Origin of the sequence: Siccirubricoccus phaeus, assembly GCF_008360935.1 — a bacterium.
GTDB classification, from domain to species: Bacteria; Pseudomonadota; Alphaproteobacteria; order Acetobacterales; family Acetobacteraceae; genus Siccirubricoccus; species Siccirubricoccus phaeus.
In genome coordinates, this window is the sequence record NZ_SRXO01000014.1 from 54562 (window position 1) to 79011 (window position 24450).

Sequence of the window (24450 nt, forward strand, 5' to 3'; positions counted from 1 at the left end):
CGGAATCCCGTGCTGCCCGGGACCGGGACCTGTCCGGCGGTTGAGCCTTGTCGTCTGCGCTCGCAGGCCCCACCCCCGGGGCTGAAGCTCACGCCGCGGTGGGGGGCGGCGCTGCCACCAGCGGGCAGAGCCCTCGCCCCCCGATCTTCACCCCACCGGCCCGCCGCCGATCTTCGTAATGGCGATCACCGAGGGCCGCGGCGGCATCCCCTCATCGAAATCCGGCCAGCGGGTGGTCGGCTGTTCGTAGCTCGCCTCCCCCTCCCCCGGATGCTGGATGGAGAGGAAGACGGTGGTGTCGTCCGGCGTGAAGCAGGGCCCGCAGACCTCGGCGCCCACCGGCGCCTGGTAGAAGCAGCGCGTCAGCGCCCGGCCGGCGCCGTCGGTATCCGCGGCGTACAGCCCATCGGCGATGCCCGCCGCGTCATCCGCGCCATCGGTCGCGATCCAGATGCGCCCCTTGCTGTCGAAGGCGCAATTATCGGGGCAGGAGAGCCAGCCATTCTCGCTGGTGGCGCGGTGGTACTGCGCGCCCGCATCCACCCCCGGCTTGCCAGCGGCCAGGAAGATGCCCCAGCGCGCCTCCGCCGCCGCATGGTCCACCGCTTCCGTGCCGGCGCCGGGCGGGATGATCTCCACCACATGGCCATGCAGGTTGCGCGGCCGCGGATTGGCGGCGTTCACCTGCTCCGCCGTGCGCCGCGAATTATTGGTCAGCATCACATAGACCCGGCCATTGGCGCGGTTGGTCTCCACATCCTCCGGCCGGTCCATCGGCGTGGCGCCCACCAGGTCGCCGGCCCGCCGCGCCTCGATCACCACATCCGCCTGGCTGTGGAAGCCGTTCTCCGGCGTCAGCGGACCCTCGCCCTGCACCAGGCGCAGCCAGCGCAGCGTGCCATTCGCCTCGAACCGCGCGACATGCAGCACGCCGCCATCCAGCAGGTCGCGATTGGCCGCGGGATCATTCGGCACGAAGGGGCGGTTGGTGACGAATTTGTAGAGGTACTCGAAGCGCTCGTCATCGCCGGAATAGAAGGCGACGCGGCCATCCGGGCAGACCGCATGGGTGCAGCCCTCATGCTTGAAGCGGCCGAGGGCGGTGCGCTTCACCGGCATGCTGGTCGGGTCGTAGGGGTCGTATTCCACCACCCAGCCGAAGCGGTTCGGCTCGTTCGGCTCCCGGTCCAGGTTGAAGCGCGCCTCATGCTTCGGCCAGGACCACGCCGCTTCGCGGCCGATGCCGTAGCGCTTGTAATGCGCCGCCTGCGGGCCGCTCTCCGCCGCCGCGCCGCCGAAATAGTAGTTGGTGTTCTCCTCGCAGGTCAGCACCGTGCCCCAGGGGGTGTCGCCGCCGGCGCAATTGTTCAGCATGCCCAGCACCTGGCGGCCGGTGGGGTCGGCGCTGGTCTGCATCTTCGCATGCCCGGCGGCGGGGCCGGAAAGGCGGATCGGCGTCATCGCCGTGATGCGGCGGTTGTAGCGGCTGTCCTTCACATAGTGCCAGTCGGCGCCCTCGCGCCGCACCTCCACCACGCTGCCGCCATGCGCCGCCATCTCGATCCGCGCCTGCTCGGCGGAGACGCGCTGCCGCCGCGCATTGGCGCTGCCGCCGCCGAGGCCGGGGAACATCTGCGCCGCGCCGGTATATTCGTGGTTCACCACCAGCAGCCCGTGGTCGCTGGCGCGGCTGCCGCGCGGCAGGGGGAAGAAGTTCAGGAAGTCGTTGTTGTAGCCGAATTGCCGGGACTGGGCCTCGACGCTCTGGCGCCCCGCGTCGAAATCCGGGGCCTCGGCCAGGATGGGGTCGCCCCAGCGCAGCAGCACCTGGATGCGGTGCCCCTCCGCCACCGCATCGCCCTCGGCGAGCTGGTGGCGGAGTTCCGGGAAGGTGAGGGTGGAGGGGCCGGCGCCCGGCGTATTGCCGGAGGAATGCGCGACGGGCGCCGCCGCGCTGCCCTCCGCCCCGCCCGCCAGCAGCGCCGCGGCGCCGGCCAGCAGGGCGAAGCGGCGGGAGAGCCGGGCTTCGATCATCGCGCCAAGGGTGGTGCCGGGCGCTGGGTTGCTGCGGCCGAGATCCTCGAGCGCCTCGGGGTCATCGCACGCCATGCCTATGCCTCCTGACCAGGGGTGGCGCAGGCTACACAAGCGGCCCTGCCGCGTGTGTGTCGAAGCGATGACGCTGCGGAAGGATCGATGCCCTGGGCGTGATCGTGGCGTGACCGCCTCCGGCGGGGCCGCGGCAAGCGCGACGCATGGCGTCGCCGGCACCGGCCGGCCCGCCGGGTCGCGCCGCAGCCGGGCGGCCGGGCGCGCTCCGGCACCAACCCCGGCAAGGGCGCTGCCCCGTTGGCGGCGGCGCCGCCAGCCGCCGTCGGGAAAGGCAGGTCTCCCCGGGGCCGGCCGTGAGTCCGACCCCGCCTCGAGGCTTCCGCGCTCAGCGCAACAGCAGGAACACCAGCATCACGGCGCCCAGGGCAATGCGGTACCAGCCGAAGGGCGTGAAGCCGATGCGGGTGATGGCGGAGAGCACCCAGCGCACCGTCACCAGCGCCACGATGAAGGCGGCGACGAAGCCCACCGCGATCTGGCCAAGGCCCTCCAGCGCCAATTCGTGCCGCACCTTCAGCAGGGAATAGGCGCTGGCCGCCAGCATGGTGGGGATGGCGAGGACGAAGCTGAACTCCGCCGCCGTCCGCCGGTCCACGCCCAGCAGCAGCGCGGTGATGATGGTGGCGCCGGAGCGCGAGGTGCCGGGAATCATCGCCAGCGCCTGGCCGAAGCCCACCAGCAGCGCCGTCAGCGGCCCGATCTCCGGCACGGAGTGGATGTTCGGCGCCGGCCGCAGCCTTTCGAGGAGGATGATGACGACGCCGCCGATGATGAGGGCGAAGGAGACCACCCAGGGGCTGAACAGCACGCCGGTGATGGTCTCGTGCAGCGTGGCGCCGATCAGCATGGCCGGCAGGAAGGCCAGCAGCAGGTTGGTCACGTAGAAGCGCTCCCGTCCCGGCCGCCAGAAGCGCAGCGCCAGGTCCAGCAGCGTTCGCCAGAATACCACCACCACGGCGAGGATGGCGCCGAGCTGGATGGAGATCTCGAAGACCTTTCCGGGCGGTCCGTGGAAGCCGATCAGCTCCCCGAGGAGGATGAGATGGCCGGTGGAGGAGATGGGCAGGAATTCGGTCAGCCCCTCCAGCACCCCCATGGCGAGGGCGGAGAGCAGATCGGCGAAGGACATTGCGGCGTTCGGCTCCGATGCGCGCGGACGCTATACAGGCGCCCGCCGGAGGCCGCGAGTGCCGGGCGAATGCGGGCGGCTGTTGCCGCGTGCAGGCCCAGGCTCAAGCCTTCCAAAGGCCCTTCGGCCTTTGGCGGGGAGAGTTCGGGAGGGGCTGAGCCCCTCTCAACGCTGTTGTGCGGCCGCCGGGAACGCAAAATTGTCGAAGCTGCTCTCCGCCACCCGGAACCACTGGTACTCCTCGTCGCGATAGGCCCGATAGGCGGTCCAGACCCGCTTGAACCGCTCATTCTGGCTGCTGAGCTGCTCATACATGCCATGCGCTTCGCGCCAGGCGGCCTGCAGGATGTCGCGCGGCCAGGGGCGCAGCACGGCGCCGGCCGCGACCAGCCGCCGCAGCGCCTGCGGGTTCAGGTGGTCGTACTGTGCCAGCATGTTGGCATTGGCCTCGCCGGAGGCCACTTCGAGCGCCGTCTTGTACAGCTCCGGCAGCCGGTTGAAGGCGTCCTTGTTCGCGATGAGGTGGAGGTGAGCGCCGGCCTCCCAGAAGCCGGGATAGTAGTAGTAGCGGGCGACCCGGACGAAGCCGAGCTTCTCGTCGTCATGCGGGCCGACGAACTCCACTGCGTCCAGCGCGCCGCGCTCCAGCGAGGGGTAGATGTCGGCCGGCGCGATCGCCTGCGGCACCGCGCCCAGCCGGGCGAAGAGCTGGCCGTTCAGGCCCGGGGTGCGGAATTTCAGCCCCTTCAGATCGTCGAGGCCCTTCACCTCGTTCCTGAACCAGCCGCCCATCTGCGCCCCGGTGTCGCCGGCGGGGAAGCCGATGCAATTGAACTCGCCCAGCAGCTCGTTGCAGAGCGCGCCGCCGCCGCCATATTGCAGCCAGGCCATGTTCTGCCGGGCGTTCAGCCCGAAGGGCACGGCGGTGAAGAAGTTCAGCGCCAGGTCCTTGCCGGAGAAGTAGTAGAGCGGCGCATGCCCGCCCTCGAGCGAGCCGGACTGCACCGCATCCAGCACCTGCGGGCCGGGCACCACCTCGCCGGCGGGGAAGAAGCGGATCTGGAAGCGGTTCTCGGTGAGCTGCGCCACGCGCTGCGCGATCTTCTCGCCGGTGCCGAACAACACGTCGAGGTTGCGCGGGAAGGCGGAGGACATGCGCCAGCGCACTTCCGGGCCGGATTGCGCCAGCGCGGGCGTGGCAAGTGCGGCCGGGGCGGCGCCCAGCAGCAGGCGGCGGTTCATGACTGGCTCCTCGACAAAATCGCCGGCATGTAATCCGGATTGCGCGGCGGTGAAAGACCCGTTGCCGAAAGGGGCCAAGGGGGGGTTGTGATGGGGGCGGGCTGGCGGCCCTGGCTGGCGGTGCCGCTGGTGGCGATCGGCGGTTGCGTCGATGCCATCGGCTGGCTGCGGCTGCGAGAGCTGTTCGTGAGCTTCATGAGCGGCACCAGCACGCTGTTCGGCCTGGCGCTGGCGGGGGGCGAGGCGGAGCGGGCGGCGGCGCTCGGCCTGGTGGTGCTGCTCTTCGCGCTGGGGGCGCTGGCCGGGGCGGCGGTGGGCAGGCTGGCCGGGGGGTGGCGCGGCCCGGCGGTGCTGGCGCTGGTCGCGGCTCTGCTGCTGGCCGCCTGGCGGCTGCCCTGGGCGGAGCACGCGACGCTGCCCCTCGCCGCCTGGGCCATGGTGGCGGCGATGGGGGCGCTGAATCTCGCCATTCCCGGCGTCGGCGGCATCACCTTCGTCACCGGAGCGCTGACCCGCTTCGCGGAGGCCTTCGTCGCCGCCCTGGCCGGGGCCGGGCCGCATGCCGCCTGGGCCAGCCAATTGGCGGCCTGGGCCGCGCTGGTGGGCGGGGCGGCGCTGGGCGCGGTGCTGGAGGCGCGGGTGGGGCAGCAGGCGGTGGCGGTGCCGGCCCTGGCGGCGGCGCTGGCCGCGCTGGTGGCCGGGCTGGCGCGGTGGCGGCGCGGCTAGAGTATTTTCAAGTCCGGTGGAATCGCCGGACGACTCGGAAAATGTGACCAAGCATAAGGACTGGTGTCCCGATTCCGCAGTCCTGCGGACTTCGTTCCCGGACCACTGGCTTGTGTTTTCAGTGGCTTGCTTCTCCGCGGCGTTCGCCGGAAATCCAGCCAACTTCGCAGGCAGGAGACCAGCGCGGGATCGGTTGAGCCTCGCTCGCCCGCCCCGCTCCAGGGGCGCCCGCGCTGGTGGCGGGCCGGCGGGAGGACTAGGCCGGCGCGTTGGTCGCGGACCGGCAGCAGGATCAGAATACCGCGCCGGCGGTGGGGTCGGGACGCCGCGTCGGTGGCGGCGCGGCGGCAGGGTTAAGGCGCCGCACCGGCGCTGGTGCGGCCGGGTGGCGCCAGGCCGGGGGGCGCCGCACCGCCGATGGCCGCGCCGTGCGGCGCGGCGTCCCGTAGCGATGGCAACGATAGGGGTTGCGGTTCCGGGCCGACCTCCCGCAGGCTGGCACCACGCGCCCGCAGCGGCGCCAGGAGGAACCGTACCCCATGAACCGACGCAGGCTCCTTGCCGGCGGCGCCGCCGGCGCAGCCATCGCTGGCCCCTTGGCCACCCCCTACCTGGCCGGCGCCCAGCCCCGCATCCGCTGGCGCTGCCCGAACAGCTTCCCGAAGACGATCGAGACCCTCTACAGCGCCGCCGAGATCGTCGCCCGGCGGGTGCGGGAGATGTCGGACGGCGCCTTCGAGATCACCGTCTCCGGCCCCGGAGAGGTGGTGCCCGGGTTGCAGATCCTGGATGCGGTCAGCCAGGGCTCGGTGGAGTGCGGCTTCACCTCCGGCATCTACTATTTCGGCAAGGATCCGGCGCTGGCGCTCACCGGCGCCCTGCCCATGGGCATGGTCAGCCGCACCATGTTCGCCTGGCTGCATTACGGCGGCGGGCGGGAACAGTTGAAGCCGGTGTTCAACGACCACAACGTCCATGCCATCCCCGCCGGCCAGACCGGGGCGCAGATGGGCGGCTGGTTCCGCAAGGAGATCCGCTCGGTCGATGACCTGAAGGGGCTGAAATTCCGTATCGCCGGGGTGGGCGGGGCGGTGATGCAGCGCCTCGGCACCGTGCCGCAGCAGATCGCGCCGAACGACATCTACCCGGCGCTGGAGCGCGGGGTGATCGACGCCGCCGAATATATCGGGCCCTATGACGACGAGAAGCTCGGCTTCGTCCGGGTGGCCCGGTACTACTACTATCCGGGCTTCCAGGAAGTGGCGCCGTCCAACGACCTCATGGTCAATCTCCGCGCCTGGGAAGCGCTGCCGCCCGCCTACCAGGCCATGCTGGAGACGGCGGGGGCCGAGGCCTGGAACGCGACGGTGGCGAAGTACGACGTGCTGAACCCGCCGGCGCTGCGCCGGCTGGTGGCGCAGGGGGCGCAGCTCCGCGCCTATCCGCGGGAGGTGCTGACGGCGCTGTATCGCGCGGCGCAGGATCTGTATGTGGAAATCGGCGAGGCGAATCCGCGCTTCAAGCGGATCCATGAGCATTGGGACAAGTTCCGGCTGGAGCAGACCCAGTGGTTCCGGGTGGCGGAGGACCCCCTGGCGAATTTCCTCGCGGCGATGTCGGTGCAGCGGTAGGGGCGCCGTCTCGCACCCCCACCACCGTCTCGCACCCCCACCCCAACCCTCCCCTGCCAGCGGGCGAGGGAGAAGCGCGGTTCCCTCCCCCGCTGGCGGGGGAGGGCTAGAGCAGATCGCCGGAGGGCGGAATCGCCCGGAGGCGTGAATCTGCTCTACCATCAATAAGATAGAGCGTCTTCACGCTGCGCAGTCAGCGTGAAGACGCTCTAGGGTGGGGGTGGACCCCCCTACGCCTACCGCCCCTGCCAGTTCGCCGGCCGCCGTTCCGCCGTCGCCTTCACGCCCTCGCGGAAATCCGCCGTCTTGCGCAGCCAGTCCTGCTCCACGAGCTCGCGCTCCGTCGCCCGCTCCACCGCATCGGCCAGGCCGCGGCGCAGCGTCTCCCGCGTCGCCATGACGCCGAGCGGGGAGGAATCGGCGATCTCCCGCGCCAGATCCATGGCCACGATCCGCAATTGCTCCAGCGGCGCCAGCAGCTCCGCCAGGCCGATGCGCACCGCCTCCTCGCCATTGATCCGGCGCCCCGTATAGAACATCAGCGCCGCCTGCTGCTGGCCCACCAGCCGCGGCAGCGTCTCCGTCAGGCCGAAGCCGGGGTGGAAGCCGAGCCGGGTGAAATTGGCGCTGAACCGCGCCTCCGGCGCCGCCACGCGGAAATCCGCGACGCAGGCCAGGCCGAGCCCGCCGCCGATCGCCGGCCCCTGCACCGCCGCGACGATCGGCTTCTTCGTGCGGAACAGCCGCACCGCTTCCTTGTAGAGGTGCTGCACCGGCCCGCCGACCGGCACCTGGCCTTCCTCCGTCCCGTCATCCCGCCGATTCGCGAAATTGGCGCCGGCGCAGAAGGATTTGCCCTCCGCGCAGAGCAGCACGGCGCGGATGGCGGGGTCGGCATCGGCGGCGTCGAAGGCGGTGGCGATTTCGCGGATCAGCGGGGTGTCGAAGAAATTATGCGGCGGCCGCCGGATCTCGACGACCGCGACGGCGCCCTCCGTGCTGGTGCCGATGCTGGTGAATGCTGGGGCCATCCGGCCGTCCTCCCGCTGCGTTGCCCGGAGCGGGTTCCCACTGGCCGGACCCGGTCAGCGTGAAGCCGTGCTCCAGAAACATGACATCCGGGGCGGCCCCGGCCTGGCTGGGCGATGCGTTCCAGCCGGGCCGGGGCTGCCCTGGCCGGGGAGGATGCCGCGGAACGCCCCCGGCCGGAAGAGCACCCCTCCGCCCGGCCAGCGTCGCGGTGCCGGCGCCGCCCGCCCCGCCCGCGGGCGCGCCCCCAGGGGCGCGGCCTCCGCCTTCGCCCCCGCCTCGCGCACCGGCTATCGGCCTGATCGCATGCTCGGGCGGCCAGGCTCCGGTCTCTCAGGCGGAGGCCTTGGCCACCGGGCGCCGCCGCCGGTTGGGCTGCATGGCCGGCCGCTCCGCCGCCACCGCCGGCTTGGCCGGCCCGGCCTGATCCGGCCGCTTCGCCCCCGCCTCGGGCCGCGCCGACAGCCGGTCCAGCGCCATCAGCGTCACCAGCGTCGTGACGCCCAGGGAATGATGCCGTTCCATCCGCGCCTCCCTATCAGTGCAGCACGGTCCAGGGCGGCAGGCGCCAGCCCTCCGGCTCGGACGCCGGGGGCTGCGGCGCCAGGGCGGTGAAGCGCAGCCCGGCCGAGGCGAAGAGGGCGCCGAGGCCGGAGAGCGCCTCCGCCGCCTCCGGCGCCGCCTCCGGCCGCAGCATGCCCTCGCCGAGGCAGCCGGCGGCGGCGGTGGCCTCGCCGAGCTGGGCGAGGCGGGCGGCGCGCAGGAGCTGCGCCTCATCGGCGCCGAGGCAGGGGCAGCGCGGGGCGTGGACGTCGATCTGCCGGCGGGCGCCGCGGGCGACCTGCCGCATGAAGCCGTCCAGCGCATCGGCGGTGGGGCCGGGCAGGGCGGCCATGGCCAGAGCGTGGCGCAGCCTGCCGGTAGGGTCGCCGCCGCCGCGCAGATCCGCCACCCACCAGCGCAGGGCGAGCAGCAGGATGGACTCCGCGGGCCGGAGATCGGCGGTGGTGGGCGGCTCCTGGCGCAGGATGCGGGGGGCGAAGGTGAGGATTCGGCCCATGGGACGGCTCCGCTGTGGCCCATCTGGGATAGGCTAATTTGCGAATGCGTCGCAAGTGCAGATTCGCGCGTCGCCGTGGATACCTTCTTCCAGGTCTTCTACGACCACGACCTCGTCATCGCCGCCGCCAGCTTCCGGCTTCCCGAGAATGTCGAGGACCTCCGGCTGGCCGCCGCCGCCGGCGATGCCCATGCCGCCGGCAACGAGAAGGACAACGTCATCACCGGCAATGCCGGCGCCAACCTGCTGATCGGCTTCGAAGGCGCGGACAGCCTCCTCGGCGGGGCGGGCGACGACACGCTCTATGGCGGCGCGGATCTGGATTTCCTCGCCGGCTGGGCCGTGATCGGTTGAGGTCGAATCGACCGAAACCGTGAATCACGCGACCGAACAAAGGGCTAGAGCGGGGCGGGTGAGCGCAGCTCAGCCGATCCCGCTCTAGAGCAGATCGCCGGAGGGCGGTATCGCCCGGAGGCGTGAAGCTGCTCTACAATCCATAAGCTAGAGCGGTTTCGCGCTGCACAGTCAGCGTGAAACCGCTAGTGTCCTGCCCGCGAAGTTCGCTGGATTTCCAGCGAACGCAGCGGACAGGCAGGCCACTGAAAACACAAGCCAGTGGCCCGAGACCGAAATCCGCAGGACTGCGGAAGCGGGCCACCAGGCCCCTTCCCTCCCGCCCCGCCACCCCTGCCCCGCGCACGCACCCTTGCCCCGCCGCGGCACCTCGGCCATGACTGCCGCCGCGCCATGCCGACCGACCTGCCCAACCTGCTGACGCTTTCCCGCATCGCCGCCATCCCGCTGCTGGTGGTGATGGTGGCGCTGCGCCTGCCCTGGGCCGATCTCGCCGCCTGCGCCGTCTTCTCCGCCGCCGCCATCACGGATTATTTCGACGGCAAGATCGCCCGCCAGCGCGATGCCGTCTCCGGCTTCGGCCGCATGCTGGACCCCATCGCGGACAAGCTACTGGTCGGCGCCGCCCTCATGCTGCTGGCGGGGTTCGACCGGCTGGGCGGCGGCCTCGCCCTCTACCCCGCCATCCTCATCCTGCTCAGGGAAATCCTGGTCTCCGGCCTGCGCGAATACCTCGCCCAGCTCCGGGTCGGGCTGCCGGTCACGCCGCTCGCCAAGTGGAAGACCGGCTTCCAGATGGGCGCCCTCGGCACCCTGCTGGCCGGGGACAGCGGCGCCCGGGTGCTCGGCCTCGGCTTCCTCCCCGTCTCCGTGATCGGGGAGGCGATGCTCTGGACCGCCGCCGCCCTCACCCTGGTCACCGGCTGGGACTACCTCACCGCCGGGCTGCGCCATGCCGAGGCGGAGGATGGCAGCCGCACCCGCGCCCCCGGGCCGGCGGTCCGCCCTTGAGACGTCCCGGCCGCGGACGCATCTTCCGACCAATCCCGGGCGTTTCCGGGTTCCAGGAGTTCGCCATGCAACGCAAGCAGGGATGGGGCAAGCACGGGTGGAAGGCCCCCGCCGGGGCGGCGCTGGCCGCGGCGCTCGCGCTCGGGGCCTGTTCCCGGGTGGAGAGCGGCGGCTATGCGGTGACCGACGGCATCACCCAGGCCGGCGCGGCGGTCGGCGCCCCTTGGGGCAGCATGCGGGTGACGCCGCCGGGCGAAGGCGCCACCATCGACCGGGTGCGCGGCGTCGCCGCCCCCACCGCCTCCCTCCAGACCGAACAGGGCAATGTCTGGCCGGCCGGGGAGGCGCCGCGCGCCACCCTCGCCAATCCGGATGCGGCGCTGCGCAACATCCCCACCTACCGCCCGGGCGAACTGGACCGCATGTCCGCCCCCGCCGGCCGTTCCGACTGGCAGCCGCAGGATCCGCCGCCGGTGCGCCCGGCCCCGGCCGACCTCAACCTGCAGCCCCTGGTGCCCGCCCCACCGCCGCCGCCCATCACCGGCCCCGGCCCGCGCACCGATGCCGGCCAGGTGATCCAGACGCCGCGGGGCCCCTACGCCACCAGCGGCGGCACCGACCGGGTGCAGAGCGTCAATGGCCCGGACGGCACCGGCGTCGCGGTGCGGGACGGCAATTTCGTCACCCTCGCCACCCCGAACGGCCCCCAGACGGTGGTGCAGCCGCGGTAGGCCCCGATGCGCGTGCTCTATTTCGCCTGGGTACGGCAGAAGGTGGGACGGGCGGAGGAGGAGGTGGCGCCCCCCGCCGAGGTGCGGGACGTCGCCGGCCTCGTCGCCTGGCTCGCGGCGCAGAGCCCGGGCCATGCCGCCGCCTTCGCCAATGCCAGGACGATCCGCGCCGCGGTGAACCAGGAATTCGCCACGCCGGACCAGGCGGTGGGCCCGGGCGACGAGGTGGCCTTCTTCCCCCCGGTGACCGGCGGATGAGCGTGACCCCCACCATCCGCATCCAGGAAGCGCCCTTCGACCTGGCGGTGGAGACGGCGGCGCTGACCGCGGGGCGGGAGGATGTCGGCGGCCTCGCCAGCTTCCTCGGGCTGTGCCGGGCGGATGACGGGCTTTCGGCGCTGGTGCTGGAACACTATCCCGGCATGACGGAGCGGGCGATCGCGGCGATCGCCGGCGAGGCCTGCCTGCGCTGGCCGCTCACCGGCTGCACCGTCGTCCACCGGGTCGGGCGGCTGCCGCCGGGGGCGCCGATCGTGCTGGTCCTCACCGCCTCCTCCCACCGCGCCGCGGCGCTCGAGAGCTGCGCCTTCCTGATCGACTGGCTGAAGACCCGCGCCCCCTTCTGGAAGCGCGAGGAATTCGCCGATGGGCGGGAGCGCTGGGTGGCGGCCAAGGCGGAGGACGACGAGGCCGCCGCGCGCTGGGACAGGGCATGACGCTCGGCCCCCTGGCGCGGCTGGAGCTGGCCTGCCGCGACCCAAGGCGGCAGCAGGCCTTCTTCGGCGGCATCCTCGGGCTGAAGCCGGCGCTCGGCACGGACGGCCCGCCGCGCTTCGTCCTCGGCGGGGTGGAGCTGGTGCTGCGGGCGCGGGGCGACGCGCTGTTCCCCGCCCATCCGCGCGGCGATGCCGGGGCGCTGCTCGCCTTCCCCGTGCCGGATGACGAGCTGGAGCGCTGGCACCGCCGCATGCTGACCGCCCGGGTCGCGGTGCTGGATGCGCCGGGCCCGGCCGGCGCGCCGCCGCGCATGCTGCGCATCGCCGACCCGGAGGGGAATGTGGTGGAGCTTTACGCCGCCAGGTGAAGGGCGCGCTCGCCCTTCCGGCCGGGGCGGCGCTGCTGCTCTGGCCCGCGGCGCTGAATGGCTATCCGCTGCTCTTCAGCGATACCGGCGCCTTCCTGGCCCAGACGGTGCAGGGCTGGGCGGTGTGGGACAAGCCTTTCATCTACGGGCCGGCGCTGCACCTGTTCCATGGGCGGGTGACGCTGTGGGGGCCGGTGGCGGCGCAGGCCCTGGCGCTGTCCTGGCTGCTGCGGCTGACGGCGCGGGTGCTGGGGCGGCCGGGGTGGCACCTGCCGCTCTGCGCCCTGCTGGCCCTGGGCAGCGCGGCACCCTGGTTCACCGCCACGCTGATGCCGGATTGGCTGGCCCCGGCGCTGGTGCTGGCGATGTTCCTGCTGGGCTTTGGCGGGGCGGCGCTGCGGCGCGCGGAGCACTGGGGCGTGGCGGCGCTGGCGGTGCTGGCGGTGGCGGCGCATCTCTCTCACCTGCCGCTGGCCGTGGCGCTGCTGGTGGCGGTGCTGGGGCTGCGCGGCTGGCGGGCGGCGGGGCGCTGCGCCCTGCCGGTGGCGCTGGCGGTGGGCCTGCTGCTGGGCAGCAATCTCTGGGCGCAGGGGCGGCTGGCGCTGTCGCCCTATGGCACGGTCTTCGCCCTGGCGCGGCTGGTGGCGGATGGCCCGGCCGCCCGCACCATCATGGCGCGCTGTCCAGGGGCGGGCTGGCATCTCTGCGCCTGGGCCGGGCGGCTGCCGGCGGATGCGGATGATTTCCTGTGGTCCGGCGACGGCCCGGTCTGGGGGAAGCGGACGGATGGCGCCCGGCCCGGCGGGCCGATCAGCCTGGCGCCCGAGGCCACGGCGATCCTGCGCGAGACGCTGCTGCGGGAGCCGGGGGCGGTGCTGCTGGCCGCCCTGCGCAACGCCGCGCGGCAGCTTGTGCTGCTGCGCGTCGGGGACACGCTGGGGCCGGAGAATCTGGCCCTTTTCGTGGGGCGGCAGCTCGCCCTTGGCTTCCCCCCGGCGGAGCAGGCGCGCTTCGCCGCCGGGCGGCAGGCGCGGGGAGAGCTGCCGGCGGCGGCGGCGCCGTTCCTCTGGCCGCATCTGCCGCTGCTGGGGGTGGGGCTGGGGCTGACGCTCTGGGTCGCCTGGCGCGGCGCGGGGGTGGGGCGGGGGCTGGCGGTGCTGGTGCTGCTCGGCCTGCTGGCCAATGCCGCCGCCACCGGCGCCCTTTCCGGCCCGCATGACCGCTACCAGGCGCGGATGGCGTGGCTGCTGCTGGTCGCCGCCCCCTCCCTCCCCCGCGGAGCGGGGGAGGGTCGGGGTGGGGGTGCGGGTGGGAGTGGCGCGGCGGCCGTACCCACGCCGCGACCGTCGCCACAACCGTAACGCCACCCCGGCCCTCCCCCCGCAGAGCGTGCTCGGCGCCTGGCTGGCGTTCGGCTTGTTCGGCGGTTGGACGGTCGGGTCTGAAACCCAAGGTTTCCAAAGGCCCTTCGGCCTTTGGCGGGGAGAGCCCGAGAGGGGGCGGAGCCCCCCTCTCGGCCCCTTGCCGGGCGCCACCGCCAGTGCTGCAACCGCTCCGCACAAACCCCCGGGAGGAACCCCATGGCCACGCGCATCATCCGCGCCGAAAGCTTCGTCTGCCGCGCCGCCATCGCCACGCCGGTGGTGAACGCCTTCGGCGCGATGGCGGAGCGCGTGGCGGTCTTCATCCGCCTCACCGATGCCGATGGCGTCAGCGGCTGGGGCGAGATCTGGGCCAATTTCCCCACCATCAGCGCCGAGCACCGCGCCCGGCTGTTCGACGCCTTCATCGCCCCCCGGCTGCTGGGCCGCCAGATTGCGGACCCCGCCGGCTTCTGGGCGGAGACCGACCGCGCCCTGCATCTCTGGGGCCTGCAGGCCGGCGAGCCGGGGGCGTTCTCCGCCGCCCTGGCCGGCGCCGACCTGGCGCTGCACGACCTCCTCGCCCGCCGCGCCGGGCTGCCGCTCTGGCGCTGGTGGGGCGGGACCGATGGCGGCCCGGTGCCCGCCTATGCCAGCGGCCTGAACCCGGACGCCCAGGCCCTGGCGCAGGTGGAGGAGGCCCGCGCCGCCGGCCATCGCGCCTTCAAGATCAAGATCGGCTTCGGCGAGGAGCGCGACCTCGCCACCCTGCGCCCGGTCTTCGCCGGGCTGCGGGAGGGGGAGCGGGTGATGGTGGACATCAACCAGGGCTGGGAGCTGCGCCGCGCCACCCGCATGGTGGGGGTGCTGGGCGAATTCCCCCTGACCTGGATCGAGGAGCCGCTGGCGGCCGACCGCCCGGCCTGGGAATGGGCGCAGGTCTCCGGCGCCAGCCGGGCGCCGCTGGCCGCCGGCGAGAACCTCCGCGGCGCGCTGGAATTCCATCAGGCCCTGGCGGGCTGCCATCTGGGCTTCGTGCAGCCGGATTGCGGCAAATGGGGCGGCGCCTCCGCGACGCTGCCGGTGGCGCGGGCGGTGGTGGCCTCCGGCCGCGCCTATTGCCCGCATTTCCTCGGCGGCGGGGTGGGGCAGCTCGCCTCCCTGCATCTGCTGGCGGCGGTGCGCGGCCCGGGGCTGCTGGAGATGGATGCCAACCCCAACCCGCTGCGCAGCCTGCTGACGGACCAGGTGCTGCGGCTGGAGGCGGGACGGCTGGCGCTGCCGGAAGGCCCCGGCCTCGGCCTGCTGCCGGAGCCGGCGATGTTCGAGCGCCATATCGCCACAAGGAGCTGCCGGGAGGCCTGACCGGCGCGTCCGCGCTGCCAGGGGCCGGGCCCGGCCAGCATGCCGGCCGAAGCTGCGGACCCGGCGCTGGCCGGGGGAGGCGGAGCGCGCGGCGTGATGCGGGGGCACCAACGCGCACGCCCGGCGGGGCGGCGCGCCCCCCGCAGATCGGCGGTATCGCCGCCGGCGGGCGGTTCCCCCTTTCCCCTGTCTTCGCGCACGCGAAGCCACCCCTCCGCGGACGGCTGGTGTCGCCGCCGGCGAGCAGCACCCTTTCCCCCTTCTTCGCGTACACCCCGGCGGGGGCGAAGCCACCCCCGCCGATCGGGGGCGCGGCCGCCGGCGGGCGGCATCCGCCGTCTTATTCTGCTTTTCTCAGGCCCTGACCTTCCGCCGATCTCCTGAATCGTCTCAGAGATGGATCCTGTGGGTTGAATTGCGACGAAGCCTGCGTTAGCAAGCTTCAATTCTCAGCGATCCGTGTGGACGATGGCAGCGCCCCCGGGGGACGCGGCAGGGTTGGGGGTGCCGGATGTATGACGGTCCGCAGGACAGGCGCCCGCTCCGCGAAAGGCCAGTGGATAGCCTCATCTCCTTCATCATCCCCGTCCTGGATGAGGAGGAGGCCATCCCGCATTTCCTGCGGGCGGTGGACCTTGCCTTCGCCGGGACCGGCCAGCGGCTCGAACTCCTCTTCGTCGATGACGGCTCCACCGACGGCACCCTGACCCTGCTGGCCGGGCTGGCGGCGGCGGACCCGCGCATCCGCGTCCTCTCCTTCTCCCGCAATTTCGGCAAGGAGGCGGCGCTGACTGCCGGCCTCGCCCATGCCCGCGGCGATGCCGCCGTGCCGGTGGATGTGGATCTGCAGGACCCGCTGGAGCTGGTGCCGCGCTTCGTCGAGCAATGGCGCCTGGGCTATGACGTGGTCTATGGCGTGCGCGCCGACCGGCGCTCGGACAATCCGCTGAAGCGGCATTCGGCGCGGCTGTTCTACCGCTTCTTCAACCTGCTCTCGGACACCAGGCTGCCGCAGGATACCGGCGATTTCCGCCTGCTGGACCGCCGCGTCGTCGCCGCCCTGGCGCAGCTGCCGGAGCGCGAGCGCTTCATGAAGGGCCTCTTCGCCTGGATCGGCTTCCGCGCCATCGGCCTGCCCTTCGAGCGCCCGGCGCGGGTTGCCGGCCGGACCAAATGGCGGCCCTGGAAGCTGTGGAATTTCGCCCTGCAGGGGGTGACCAGCTTCTCGACCGTGCCGCTGCGGGTCTGGACCTATGTCGGCGCGGTCATCGCCCTCTTCGCCTTCCTCTACGCCGCCTTCATCGTGCTGCGCACCCTGGTGCTCGGCATCGACCTGCCGGGCTACCCTTCCCTCATGGCGGTGGTGCTGTTCCTCAGCGGGGTGCAGATCCTCAGCCTCGGCATCATCGGGGAATATCTCGGCCGGCTGTTCAAGGAAGCGAAGCAGCGGCCGCTCTACATCATCGCCGAGGAATATCCGCCGCCGGCGGTGCCCGACGCCCCACGCCTCGCCGCCGGGGTGCCGCAGCCATGGACCTGAAGGAGGAGGAGATCCTCGGCGACGGCATCGACGCGCATTGGTACTACCGCGCGAAGCTCGCTGCGCTGCGCCGCTGGACCGCCGATCTCCGCCCCGCCGCGCTGCTCGATGTCGGCGCCGGCTCTGGCCATTTCTCCCGCAAGCTGCTGGAACTGACGCCGGCCGTCACCGGCACCTGCGTCGATCCCGGCTACCCGGCGGACCGCGAGGAGCAGGTGGCCGGCAAGCCCCTGCTGTTCCGCCGGGAGGTGGCGGCGACCGGGGCCGACCTCGTCCTGCTGATGGATGTGCTGGAGCATGTGGACGACGATACCGGGCTGCTCGCCGCCTATGTCGGCAAGGCGCGGTCCGGCGCCTGCTTCGTCCTCACCGTGCCGGCCTTCCAATGGCTCTGGAGCGGGCATGACGTCTTCCTCGAGCATCGCCGGCGCTACACCTTGCCGCAGCTCGAGGGCGTGGCCCGCGCGGCGGGGCTGCAGGTGGAGCGCGCCGCCTATTACTTCGGCGCGGTGCTGCCGCTGGCCGCCGGGCTGCGCCTGGTCGGCCGGCTGCGCGGCGAGGATCCGCGCCAGGCGCGCAGCCAGATGCAGCGGCATGGCGCGCTGGTGAATGGCGTGCTCGGGGCGCTCTGCGCCGTGGAGCTGCCGCTGTTTCCGCATAACCGGCTGGCCGGCCTCAGCATCTTTCTCCGGGCGCGGAAGCCGTGAGCGGCATGGCGGCGCCGCGCCCCGCCTCGCCGCACCGCGACCTGCCCGGTCACGCCTCGTCCGATCCTGCTTCGCCCAGCCCCGGCACGTCCGGTCCGGCTTCGCCCGGTCCCGGCGTGTCCGGTCCCGCCTCGCCCAGTCCCGGCGTATCCGGTCCCGTCTCGTCCGGTCCCGCCTTGCGCGGTCCCGCCTCGCCCCGCCTGGGGCCGCCGCGCCTGCATCCGCCCCGTCCGGGCCCGCTGCCCCTGGTCCTGGGCGCGGCGGTGCTGCTGCTCGCCCTCGGGTTCCGGCTGCGGAACCTGGGCGCCTCGCTCTGGCTGGATGAGGCCTACTCGCTCTGGTTCGCCTCCCGCCCGCTCGACTACCTCTGGCAGGTGGTGCCGCGCTTCGAGCCGCACCCGCCGCTCTACTACACGCTGCTGCGCCCCCTGCTGGCCTTCGGCCAGGCGGAGGTGCTGCTCCGCCTGCCCTCCCTGCTCGCCAGCCTGGCGCTGCTGCCCCTGGCCTGGCGGCTGGGCTGGGAATTTCTGGCTGACCGGCCGGCGGCGGGCAGGCTGGCGGGGGGCCTCGCCGCGCTGTTCCTGGCGCTGGCCGCGCCGCAGATCTGGTACGCCCAGGAAGCCCGGCCCTATGCGCTGTTCTGCCTGGCCTACGCCCTGCTGATCCTGGCCGCGCACCGGCTGCTGCTGGCCTGGGAGGCGGCAGGACCATGGCCGCCGCTCGGCCGCCAGGCGCTGCTGCTGGCGTTGGCCGGCAGCCTCACCTGCTGGCTGCACAATATCGGCCCGGTCTATGTCGCCGCGGTCATGCTGCCGCTCGGCCTCAGGGCCCTGCTGCATCCAGGGCGCTGGCGGGTGCTCGGCCAGCTCGTCCTGGCGAATTGCCTGCTGCTGCTGAGCATCCTGCCCAATTTGCTGCACGCCATCGCCCGCAGCCGGGACTGGATCCAGGGCACCTGGCTGATGCCCCTCACCCTCACCCGCGCCCGGGCGATCATCGAGGAGCTGTTCGGCCTTGGCTCCGCCTTGCCCGGCCCGACAGCCCAGCTCGCGCTGCAGGCCGCCTTCTGCGGGCTGGCCCTGCTCGGGCTGCTCGGCCTGCTGCGGCGGGGCGAGGGTGGGGTGTGGCGGGCGGCGCTGCTGGCCTCCGCTGCGGCGGGGCCGGTGCTGGCGGGAATCGGCATCAGCATCGCCGTCTCGCCGGTCTTCCTGCTGCGGACCGCGCTGGCGACAACGGTGCCGCTCCACCTGCTGCTGGCTATGGGCTGCGCGCTGGGGTTCCGCGGCGCCTGGCGGGCAGCGCCGGCGGGGCTGGTGGCCGCGGTCTTCCTGCTGGGCGCGACGCACGGCTTCCTCTGGCGGCCGGCCGAGGATTGGCGCGGCGCCGCCCATCTCCTGGCCGAGCAGGCCGGGGCGGCGGAGCCGGTGCTGCTGGCGCCGAACGATGTGGAATTGCCGATCCGGCATTACCTGGACCGCGCCGGCCTGCCGCGGCGGCTGCTGCCGGTGCCGGCGCCCTACCCGGCGATGGGGCTGCCCAACCGCTACGAGCTGGGCAGCCCGGCCGTGCCCAGCCTCTCCGCCACGGATGTCGAGCGGCTGGTGGCCGGGCTGGCGGGGGAGCCCTCGCTGTGGCTGGTGGAGCGCTATGGCGGCGGCGAGCCGCTGGGGCGGGCGCTGGAGGCGGCGCGGCCGGTGCTGGAGCGGTACGCGTTCGGGCCGGCGATCACGCTGCGGCATTTCGGGGCGGCGAGGTAGGGGGCTTCGCCCACAAGCAGGAATGAGGCTCCGTCCCTTGGCCGCAGCGCCGCCAGGGTGGACCACCCCCGGACCCCGATATGCGTCTTGCGGTTCAAGCGTAGGGGCCAAAACGCCCACGGGGTCCGGGGGAGAGGTCCCCTCCCCGGCGGTCCAGGGGCAGCGCCCCAGGCGGGGTTCGGGGGCGGAGCCCCGATTTTCCCCTATCGCAGCAGCACCGGCAGCATCGCGTCCAGCCGCATCCGCCCCTCATCGGTGGCGCGCAGCCGACCGTCCTCCGTCCATTCCAGGTAGTCCTCATCCAGGCAGGCGGCGAGCATGGCGGGGTCCACCGCCTCCGCCAGGCTGAGGCCGCTGCGCGCCAGCAGCCGCGCCGGGTCCACACCCTCGGCCAGCCGCAGCCCCATCAGCAGCAGCTCGCGCGCCCGGTCTTCCGGCGCCAGCGCCTCCTCCTCCACCCGCCCATGACCCTCGCGCTCCACCCGCGCCAGCCATTCCTCCGGCGCCCGGTGGCGGCGGGCGGCCCATAGCCCCTCCCCCAAGGTCAGCCGCTGATGCGCGCCGGGGCCGATGCCGAGATAGTCGCCATAGCGCCAATAGGTGAGGTTGTGCCGGCTCTCGGCGCCGGGCTTCGCGTAGTTGGAGACCTCATAGGGGCGCAGGCCGAAGCGCCCCGCCTCCTCCACCGTCGCCCAGTAAAGCCGCGCGGCTGCTTCCTCCCCCGGCAGGGCGAAGGCGCCGCGGGCATATTCGGTGGCGAAGCGCGTCCCCGGCTCGATGGTGAGCTGGTAGAGTGACAGGTGGTCGGCGGCCAGCGCCAGGGCCTGGCGCAATTCGGCGCGCCAGGCGGCCTCGCTTTGGTTCGGCCGGGCATAGATCAGGTCGAAGGAGAGGCGGGGGAAGGTGGCGCGGCCGGCCTCCAGCGCCGCCACCGCCTCCGCCGCGCTGTGCTGCCGGCCGAGGAAGCGCAGTGCCTCGCCGTCCAGCGCCTGGATGCCCAGCGAGAGGCGGTTCACGCCCGCTGCGCGGAATTCCCGCAGCTTCGCCGCCTCCACGCTGGTGGGGTTGGCTTCCAGGGTGATTTCCAGATCGTCCGGCGCGTCGAACAGGCGCTTCGCATCGGCGATCAGCGCGGCGGCGGTCCCGGGTGCCATCAGGCTCGGCGTGCCGCCGCCGAAGAAGATGCTGCGGAGCGGTCGGCGTCCGTCCCGCGCCGCCTCCGCCGCCAACTCCCGCCGCAGGGCGGCGGCGAAGCGGGGCTCGTCGATCCGCTCCCGGACATGGGAGTTGAAGTCGCAATAGGGGCACTTCACCTTGCAGAAGGGCCAGTGGAGGTAGAGGGCGAGGGGCTCCATCCGGCGTGATATAGGCGGGGCGGAGGTCCGAAGCATGCCCCTGCCCGTCACCGCGCCCTATGCCGCGCCGCTGGCGCTGCCGCTGGTGGTGCTGTCGCTGCGGGTGATCCGGGCGCGGGGGGCGGCATGAGGTGCTGCTGGGCGCCGCGCACCGGCAGCGGAGCAGGCGGCGCGGACGCAGGGGAATTGCGCGGAGTACGTGCCGCTGGCCCCGCCGCTGCTGGCACTGCTGGAAGGGCTGGGCCTGGTCCGCTGAGCGCTGCGTGCGCTGGGGCTGGCGCTGCTGCTGGGCCGGCTGGCGCATGGCTGCGACATCAGCCGGGCGGTGGAGGTGATGGCCTTCCGCACCCTAGGCATGGCGGCGACCTTGGGGATGCTGACGGTCTCGGCGAGGCTGCTGGTGGTGCCAGAGCATTTCCAAGTCCGGCGGAATCGCCGGACGACTCGGAAAATGCGACAGAACAAAAGAGCTCGAACGGGTTCACCGTGCACAGGCGAGATGAAACCGCTCCAGCGGCGAGGATTCAGGCGACTCCTTCCCTCCCCACAGGGCGGGGCTGGGTCCCTGCGATGCGGGACCCGGAACGCGGGGCGTTCGGGTAGCCCGGCCCCCGGGGCGCGCCAGCGCACCGCAGCCCCGACCTCCCGCCTTCCCCCATGGCCTCCCGCGCAATCCGGGTTAGCCTCCCCGCCCCAACCATCCGGAGAGGAGCCAACGCCATGCCGACCACCGTCCAGGAGATGCTCGCCGCCGCCAATGCCGCCGTGCCCCGCATCTCCGGTGCCGACGCCAAGGCCCTGCACGATTCCGGCCAGGCCGTCTTCATCGATCTGCGGGAGCCGGCGGAGCTCGCCGCCTCCGGCAAGGTGCCGGGCGCCCTGCCGATTCCGCGCGGCCTGCTGGAATTCCGCGTGGACCCCAGCAGCCCGCAGCGCGACCCAGCCCTGAGCAAGCCGGTGGTCGTCACCTACTGCGCCTCCGGCGGCCGTGCCGCGCTGGCGGGGAAGGTGCTGCAGGAGCTGGGCTATGCCGATGTCCGCAATCTCGGCGGCTTCAAGGATTGGGTGGAGGCCGGCGGCACGGTGGAAAAGGCCTGAGCCAGACCGCGGGCGGCGCCCCCGCGCCGCCGCGACCGGTTCGCAAGGCTGCCCCGGCCGGGGTGTTCCTGTACGTTCCCACCTGACGAGACTAGGCCCGGCGGTATTGCCGCCGGGCCGGGAACCTGCCCTGGCCTGCCTCGTTGAGCAGGTGGCCGCCGCACTTCCCCCCCCAGACGGCGGCCCTGGCAGGCGGCGGTGCGGCACAGGTCCCAGCCGCATCGTCGCCCGCCCCCCCTTCCACAGCGACGGAGCCTTGCATGTCCGGCACCCCGGTTGTCGCCTCCGGCCCCGTGCCTATCGAGGAGAGCGCGACCCTGATCGCCGCCGAGAAGGTCAGCGGCACCCCCGTCTATGACGCGGAGGGCGAGAGCCTGGGCAGCATCGAGACGGTGATGCTGGACAAGCGCTCCGGCCGGGTGGCCTATGCCGTGCTGGCCTTCGGCGGCTTCCTCGGCTTCGGCGAGAAGCTCTTCCCGCTGCCCTGGTCCGTCCTGCGCTATGACCTGGAGCTGGGCGGCTACCGCGTGGATCTGGACCGGGAGACGCTGCGGACCGGCCCGAGCTTCACCGCCGCCGAGGCGCCCGATTGGGGCGACCGCGCCTGGGGCGAGCGGCTGCACAGCCATTACGGCCAGCGCCCCTATTGGGAGAGCCTCCTGATTTGATCCCCAGGACGGCGCCGCGCGCCGCCGCGGGGCCCCGGAACCGCCTGACAATCGGCGCCTCTCACAGCCCGCTACGGCGACGCCGCGGCGGGCAATGGGCGGCCCGGCTGTGGGGTAACGTCTCCGGCCCGGCTCCGTGGGCTGGCAGGTTGCGGGCGGGCGCGGCGGAGGGCATGAGGCCCGGGACGCGTGAGGGGAGGGGACCAATGGCCGTCCGCATCGGCATCGCCGGCATCGCCGGCCGCATGGGCAAGCTGCTGGCCGAGGAAGTGGCCGCCGCCGGCGCCGCCCTGGCCGGCGGCAGCCGGCGCGGCGACGACCCCGCTACCCTCTTCGCCGCCAGCGATGTGGTGATCGACTTCACCCATGCCACTGCCGCCATCCCGCACGCCCAGGCGGCGGTCGCCGCCGGCAAGCCGCTGGTGCTCGGCTCCTCCGGCCTCTCGACGGAGCAGGAGGCGACGGTGGCGGCGGCGGCGCGCCAGGTGCCCATCGTCTATGCCGCCAATTTCGCCCCTGGGGTGAACCTCTTCCTGGCCATCGCGGAGCGCATGGCCGCCGCCCTGCCGGCCGAGCAATACGACGCGGAAATCGTCGAGATGCATCACCGCCAGAAGGTCGATGCCCCCTCCGGCACCGCCGTCGCGCTTGGCCGCGCCGTGGCGCGCGGCCGCGGCACCACCATGGAGGCGGCAGGCATCGAAAGCGGGCGGGACGGCCATACCGGGCCGCGCAAGGCCGGCGCCATCGGCTTCGCCGCGCTGCGCGGCGGCCAGGTGGTGGGGGAGCACAGCCTGCTCTTCGCTGCTGCCTCCGAGCACATCATCCTGACCCACAAAAGCTTCGACCGCCGGGTCTATGCCACGGGCGCGGTGCGCGCGGCGCTCTGGCTGCAGGGGCAGGCGCCCGGGCTCTACGACATGAAGCACGTGCTCGGCATGGGCTGAGGGCCCATCCCTTCCTGGCCTGCGGCGGCGCCGCGCGCCGGGAGGCTGCCGGGCCCTTCCGCAACGGTCGCTGACGGGCCACGAATTTCCCGGTGCAGCCGCGGTTTTACCGCCGCTTTCACGCAGGAAAACGCGCCATCCGGCCACTCTCGCCTTGACCCCTCCCCCCCTGGCTGCGAAACAGCCCCGCCCCATCCGGGGGCAGCCAGCCGGGGCGACCGGTTCTCCGCGACAAGAGGCCGAATCACGCCATGCGCGACAAGGGTGAATACCTGTTCACCTCGGAGAGCGTCTCCGAGGGCCATCCGGACAAGGTGGCGGACCGCATTTCCGACACCGTCCTCGACGCCTTCCTGGCTGCCGACCCCTATGCCCGCGTCGCCTGTGAAACCCTGGTGACCACCAACCGCATCGTGCTGGCCGGCGAGGTCCGCGGCCCGGATGCGGTGCTGTTCAGCCTGGAGGAGAAGGTCCGGGCCGCGGTGAAGGAGATCGGCTACGACCAGGAGGGCTTCTCCTGGCGCCATGCCTCCTTCGAGAACCACCTGCATGGCCAGTCCGCCGATATCGCCATGGGCGTGGACGCCGCCGGCAACAAGGATGAAGGCGCCGGCGACCAGGGCATCATGTTCGGCTACGCGACGAACGAGACGCCGGAGCTGATGCCGGCGCCGCTCTCCTACGCCCACAGCATTCTGCGCAAGATGGCGGAGTACCGCCATGCCGGCGACAAGCGGGCCAAGGGGCTGCTGCCGGACGCGAAAAGCCAGGTCACGCTGCGCTACGTGGATGGAAGGCCGGTGGGCGTCACCTGCGTCGTCGTCTCCACCCAGCACGAGGCGGGGATGGAGCAGGCGGAGATCAAGGAGCTGATCCGCCCGATCGTCGCCGACGTGCTGCCCAAGGGCTGGACGGTGCCGGAGGCGGAGTTCTACGTGAACCCGACCGGGCAGTTCGTCATCGGCGGCCCGGATGGCGATGCCGGCCTGACCGGCCGCAAGATCATCGTGGACACCTATGGCGGCGCGGCGCCGCATGGCGGCGGCGCGTTCAGCGGCAAGGACCCCACCAAGGTGGACCGCTCCGCCGCCTATGCCGCGCGCTACGTGGCGAAGAACGTGGTGGCGGCCGGGCTGGCGGATCGCTGCACCATCCAGGTCTCCTACGCCATCGGCGTCTCCAAGCCGCTCTCGGTCTATTTCGACCTGCACGGCACGGGCAAGGACGTGGACGAGACCAAGCTGGCCCAGGTGGTGCAGGAGGCGGTCAACCTCTCGCCGCGCGGCATCCGGGAGATGCTGCGGATGAACCGGCCGATCTACGTGCCCACCAGCGCCTATGGCCATTTCGGCCGGACGCCGGACCCGGCGAAGGACAGCTTCACCTGGGAGCGGACGGATATCCTGGCGCCGGAGCTGAAGCGCGCCTTCGGGCGCTGATCCCTCCCTCCCCCGCCTTCCGGGGGAGTGCCGGGGTGGGGTGGCCGCCGAGGACACGGCCGCCCACCGCACCCCCACCCAACCCTCCCCCGCAAGGCGGGGGA

General features: G+C 72.8%; 24 protein-coding genes. 17 read left to right on the forward strand and 7 right to left on the reverse strand.

Annotation, left to right across the window (positions count from 1 at the left end; genetic code table 11):
* Positions 1 to 147: 147 nt before the first annotated feature.
* The 3 genes from E5N76_RS18980 to E5N76_RS18990 form a co-directional block, all read right to left on the reverse strand.
* Entirely contained in the window at positions 148 to 2109 is a 1962-nt protein-coding gene (locus E5N76_RS18980) for a PhoX family protein (RefSeq protein WP_149538895.1), read from the reverse strand.
* Between the two features lie 328 nt (positions 2110 to 2437).
* Positions 2438 to 3241: an undecaprenyl-diphosphate phosphatase gene (locus E5N76_RS18985; RefSeq protein WP_149538896.1), complete on the reverse strand. Its 804-nt coding sequence runs from the start codon at positions 3239 to 3241 to the stop codon at positions 2438 to 2440.
* Between the two features lie 165 nt (positions 3242 to 3406).
* Positions 3407 to 4483: a TRAP transporter substrate-binding protein gene (locus E5N76_RS18990; RefSeq protein WP_149538897.1), complete on the reverse strand. Its 1077-nt coding sequence runs from the start codon at positions 4481 to 4483 to the stop codon at positions 3407 to 3409.
* Positions 4484 to 4573: 90 nt separating this feature from the next.
* Between E5N76_RS18990 and E5N76_RS18995 the strand changes: the two genes are divergently transcribed.
* Both E5N76_RS18995 and E5N76_RS19000 read left to right on the forward strand, forming a co-directional pair.
* Positions 4574 to 5209, forward strand: a complete 636-nt coding sequence (locus E5N76_RS18995; RefSeq protein WP_149538898.1) for a DUF1275 family protein — start codon at positions 4574 to 4576, stop codon at positions 5207 to 5209.
* A 539-nt stretch (positions 5210 to 5748) separates the two neighbouring features.
* Entirely contained in the window at positions 5749 to 6840 is a 1092-nt protein-coding gene (locus E5N76_RS19000; protein ID WP_149538899.1) for a TRAP transporter substrate-binding protein, read from the forward strand.
* Positions 6841 to 7076: 236 nt separating this feature from the next.
* Here E5N76_RS19000 and E5N76_RS19005 read toward each other — a convergent pair whose 3' ends face one another.
* From E5N76_RS19005 to E5N76_RS30605, 3 genes are all read right to left on the reverse strand, one after another.
* The gene (locus E5N76_RS19005; protein ID WP_149538900.1) at positions 7077 to 7871 is read right to left on the reverse strand and encodes an enoyl-CoA hydratase/isomerase family protein; all 795 of its coding nucleotides are present in this window, start codon (positions 7869 to 7871) and stop codon (positions 7077 to 7079) included.
* Positions 7872 to 8202: 331 nt separating this feature from the next.
* Complete coding sequence (locus E5N76_RS19010) at positions 8203 to 8394, reverse strand: hypothetical protein (RefSeq protein WP_149538901.1); 192 nt, start codon at positions 8392 to 8394, stop codon at positions 8203 to 8205.
* 13 nt (positions 8395 to 8407) lie between these two features.
* A complete protein-coding gene (locus E5N76_RS30605) occupies positions 8408 to 8929 on the reverse strand; it encodes a hypothetical protein (RefSeq protein ID WP_149538902.1) in 522 nt (173 codons plus the stop codon).
* A 75-nt stretch (positions 8930 to 9004) separates the two neighbouring features.
* Here E5N76_RS30605 and E5N76_RS30610 point away from each other — a divergent pair, with 75 nt between their 5' ends.
* From E5N76_RS30610 to E5N76_RS19070, 11 genes are all read left to right on the forward strand, one after another.
* A complete protein-coding gene (locus E5N76_RS30610; RefSeq protein ID WP_149538903.1) occupies positions 9005 to 9283 on the forward strand; it encodes a hypothetical protein in 279 nt (92 codons plus the stop codon).
* Positions 9284 to 9676: 393 nt separating this feature from the next.
* Positions 9677 to 10294: a CDP-diacylglycerol--glycerol-3-phosphate 3-phosphatidyltransferase gene (gene pgsA, locus E5N76_RS19025; RefSeq protein WP_149538904.1), complete on the forward strand. Its 618-nt coding sequence runs from the start codon at positions 9677 to 9679 to the stop codon at positions 10292 to 10294.
* Between the two features lie 65 nt (positions 10295 to 10359).
* Positions 10360 to 11025 carry a hypothetical protein gene (locus E5N76_RS19030; protein ID WP_149538905.1) on the forward strand — a complete coding sequence of 222 codons (666 nt, stop codon included), beginning with the start codon at positions 10360 to 10362 and terminating at the stop codon, positions 11023 to 11025.
* A 6-nt stretch (positions 11026 to 11031) separates the two neighbouring features.
* Positions 11032 to 11283 (forward strand): molybdopterin converting factor subunit 1, encoded by a 252-nt coding sequence (gene moaD / locus E5N76_RS19035; RefSeq protein ID WP_149538906.1) that lies wholly within the window; start codon positions 11032 to 11034, stop codon positions 11281 to 11283.
* Positions 11280 to 11741, forward strand: coding sequence for a molybdenum cofactor biosynthesis protein MoaE (locus E5N76_RS19040; RefSeq protein ID WP_187830270.1), 462 nt, complete (start codon positions 11280 to 11282; stop codon positions 11739 to 11741). Before moaD ends, E5N76_RS19040 begins: the two co-directional genes overlap by 4 nt.
* Positions 11738 to 12109 carry a VOC family protein gene (locus E5N76_RS19045; RefSeq protein ID WP_149538907.1) on the forward strand — a complete coding sequence of 124 codons (372 nt, stop codon included), beginning with the start codon at positions 11738 to 11740 and terminating at the stop codon, positions 12107 to 12109. Before E5N76_RS19040 ends, E5N76_RS19045 begins: the two co-directional genes overlap by 4 nt.
* Positions 12106 to 13470 carry a hypothetical protein gene (locus E5N76_RS19050; RefSeq protein WP_149538908.1) on the forward strand — a complete coding sequence of 455 codons (1365 nt, stop codon included), beginning with the start codon at positions 12106 to 12108 and terminating at the stop codon, positions 13468 to 13470. The genes E5N76_RS19045 and E5N76_RS19050 overlap by 4 nt, the downstream gene beginning before the upstream one ends.
* 219 nt (positions 13471 to 13689) lie before the next feature.
* The gene (locus tag E5N76_RS19055; RefSeq protein WP_149538909.1) at positions 13690 to 14835 is read left to right on the forward strand and encodes a mandelate racemase/muconate lactonizing enzyme family protein; all 1146 of its coding nucleotides are present in this window, start codon (positions 13690 to 13692) and stop codon (positions 14833 to 14835) included.
* Between the two features lie 556 nt (positions 14836 to 15391).
* A complete protein-coding gene (locus E5N76_RS19060) occupies positions 15392 to 16375 on the forward strand; it encodes a glycosyltransferase family 2 protein (RefSeq protein WP_207792021.1) in 984 nt (327 codons plus the stop codon).
* Positions 16366 to 17082: a methyltransferase domain-containing protein gene (locus E5N76_RS19065; protein WP_149538911.1), complete on the forward strand. Its 717-nt coding sequence runs from the start codon at positions 16366 to 16368 to the stop codon at positions 17080 to 17082. Before E5N76_RS19060 ends, E5N76_RS19065 begins: the two co-directional genes overlap by 10 nt.
* 263 nt (positions 17083 to 17345) lie before the next feature.
* On the forward strand, positions 17346 to 18839 hold the full coding sequence (locus E5N76_RS19070) for a hypothetical protein (RefSeq protein ID WP_149538912.1): 1494 nt from the start codon (positions 17346 to 17348) through the stop codon (positions 18837 to 18839).
* A gap of 203 nt (positions 18840 to 19042) precedes the next feature.
* Here the strand turns inward: E5N76_RS19070 and hemW are convergent, their stop codons facing one another.
* Positions 19043 to 20194: a radical SAM family heme chaperone HemW gene (gene hemW, locus E5N76_RS19075; protein WP_149538913.1), complete on the reverse strand. Its 1152-nt coding sequence runs from the start codon at positions 20192 to 20194 to the stop codon at positions 19043 to 19045.
* 720 nt (positions 20195 to 20914) lie between these two features.
* Between hemW and E5N76_RS19085 the strand changes: the two genes are divergently transcribed.
* The 4 genes from E5N76_RS19085 (at position 20915) to metK (ending at position 24346) form a co-directional block, all read left to right on the forward strand.
* Complete coding sequence (locus E5N76_RS19085; protein ID WP_149538914.1) at positions 20915 to 21292, forward strand: rhodanese-like domain-containing protein; 378 nt, start codon at positions 20915 to 20917, stop codon at positions 21290 to 21292.
* A 260-nt stretch (positions 21293 to 21552) separates the two neighbouring features.
* A complete protein-coding gene (locus E5N76_RS19090; protein WP_149538915.1) occupies positions 21553 to 21960 on the forward strand; it encodes a PRC-barrel domain-containing protein in 408 nt (135 codons plus the stop codon).
* A gap of 206 nt (positions 21961 to 22166) precedes the next feature.
* Positions 22167 to 22907: a 4-hydroxy-tetrahydrodipicolinate reductase gene (dapB, locus tag E5N76_RS19095; RefSeq protein WP_149538916.1), complete on the forward strand. Its 741-nt coding sequence runs from the start codon at positions 22167 to 22169 to the stop codon at positions 22905 to 22907.
* Positions 22908 to 23158: 251 nt separating this feature from the next.
* Positions 23159 to 24346 (forward strand): methionine adenosyltransferase, encoded by a 1188-nt coding sequence (gene metK, locus E5N76_RS19100; protein WP_149538917.1) that lies wholly within the window; start codon positions 23159 to 23161, stop codon positions 24344 to 24346.
* The last annotated feature ends 104 nt before the right edge of the window (positions 24347 to 24450 follow it).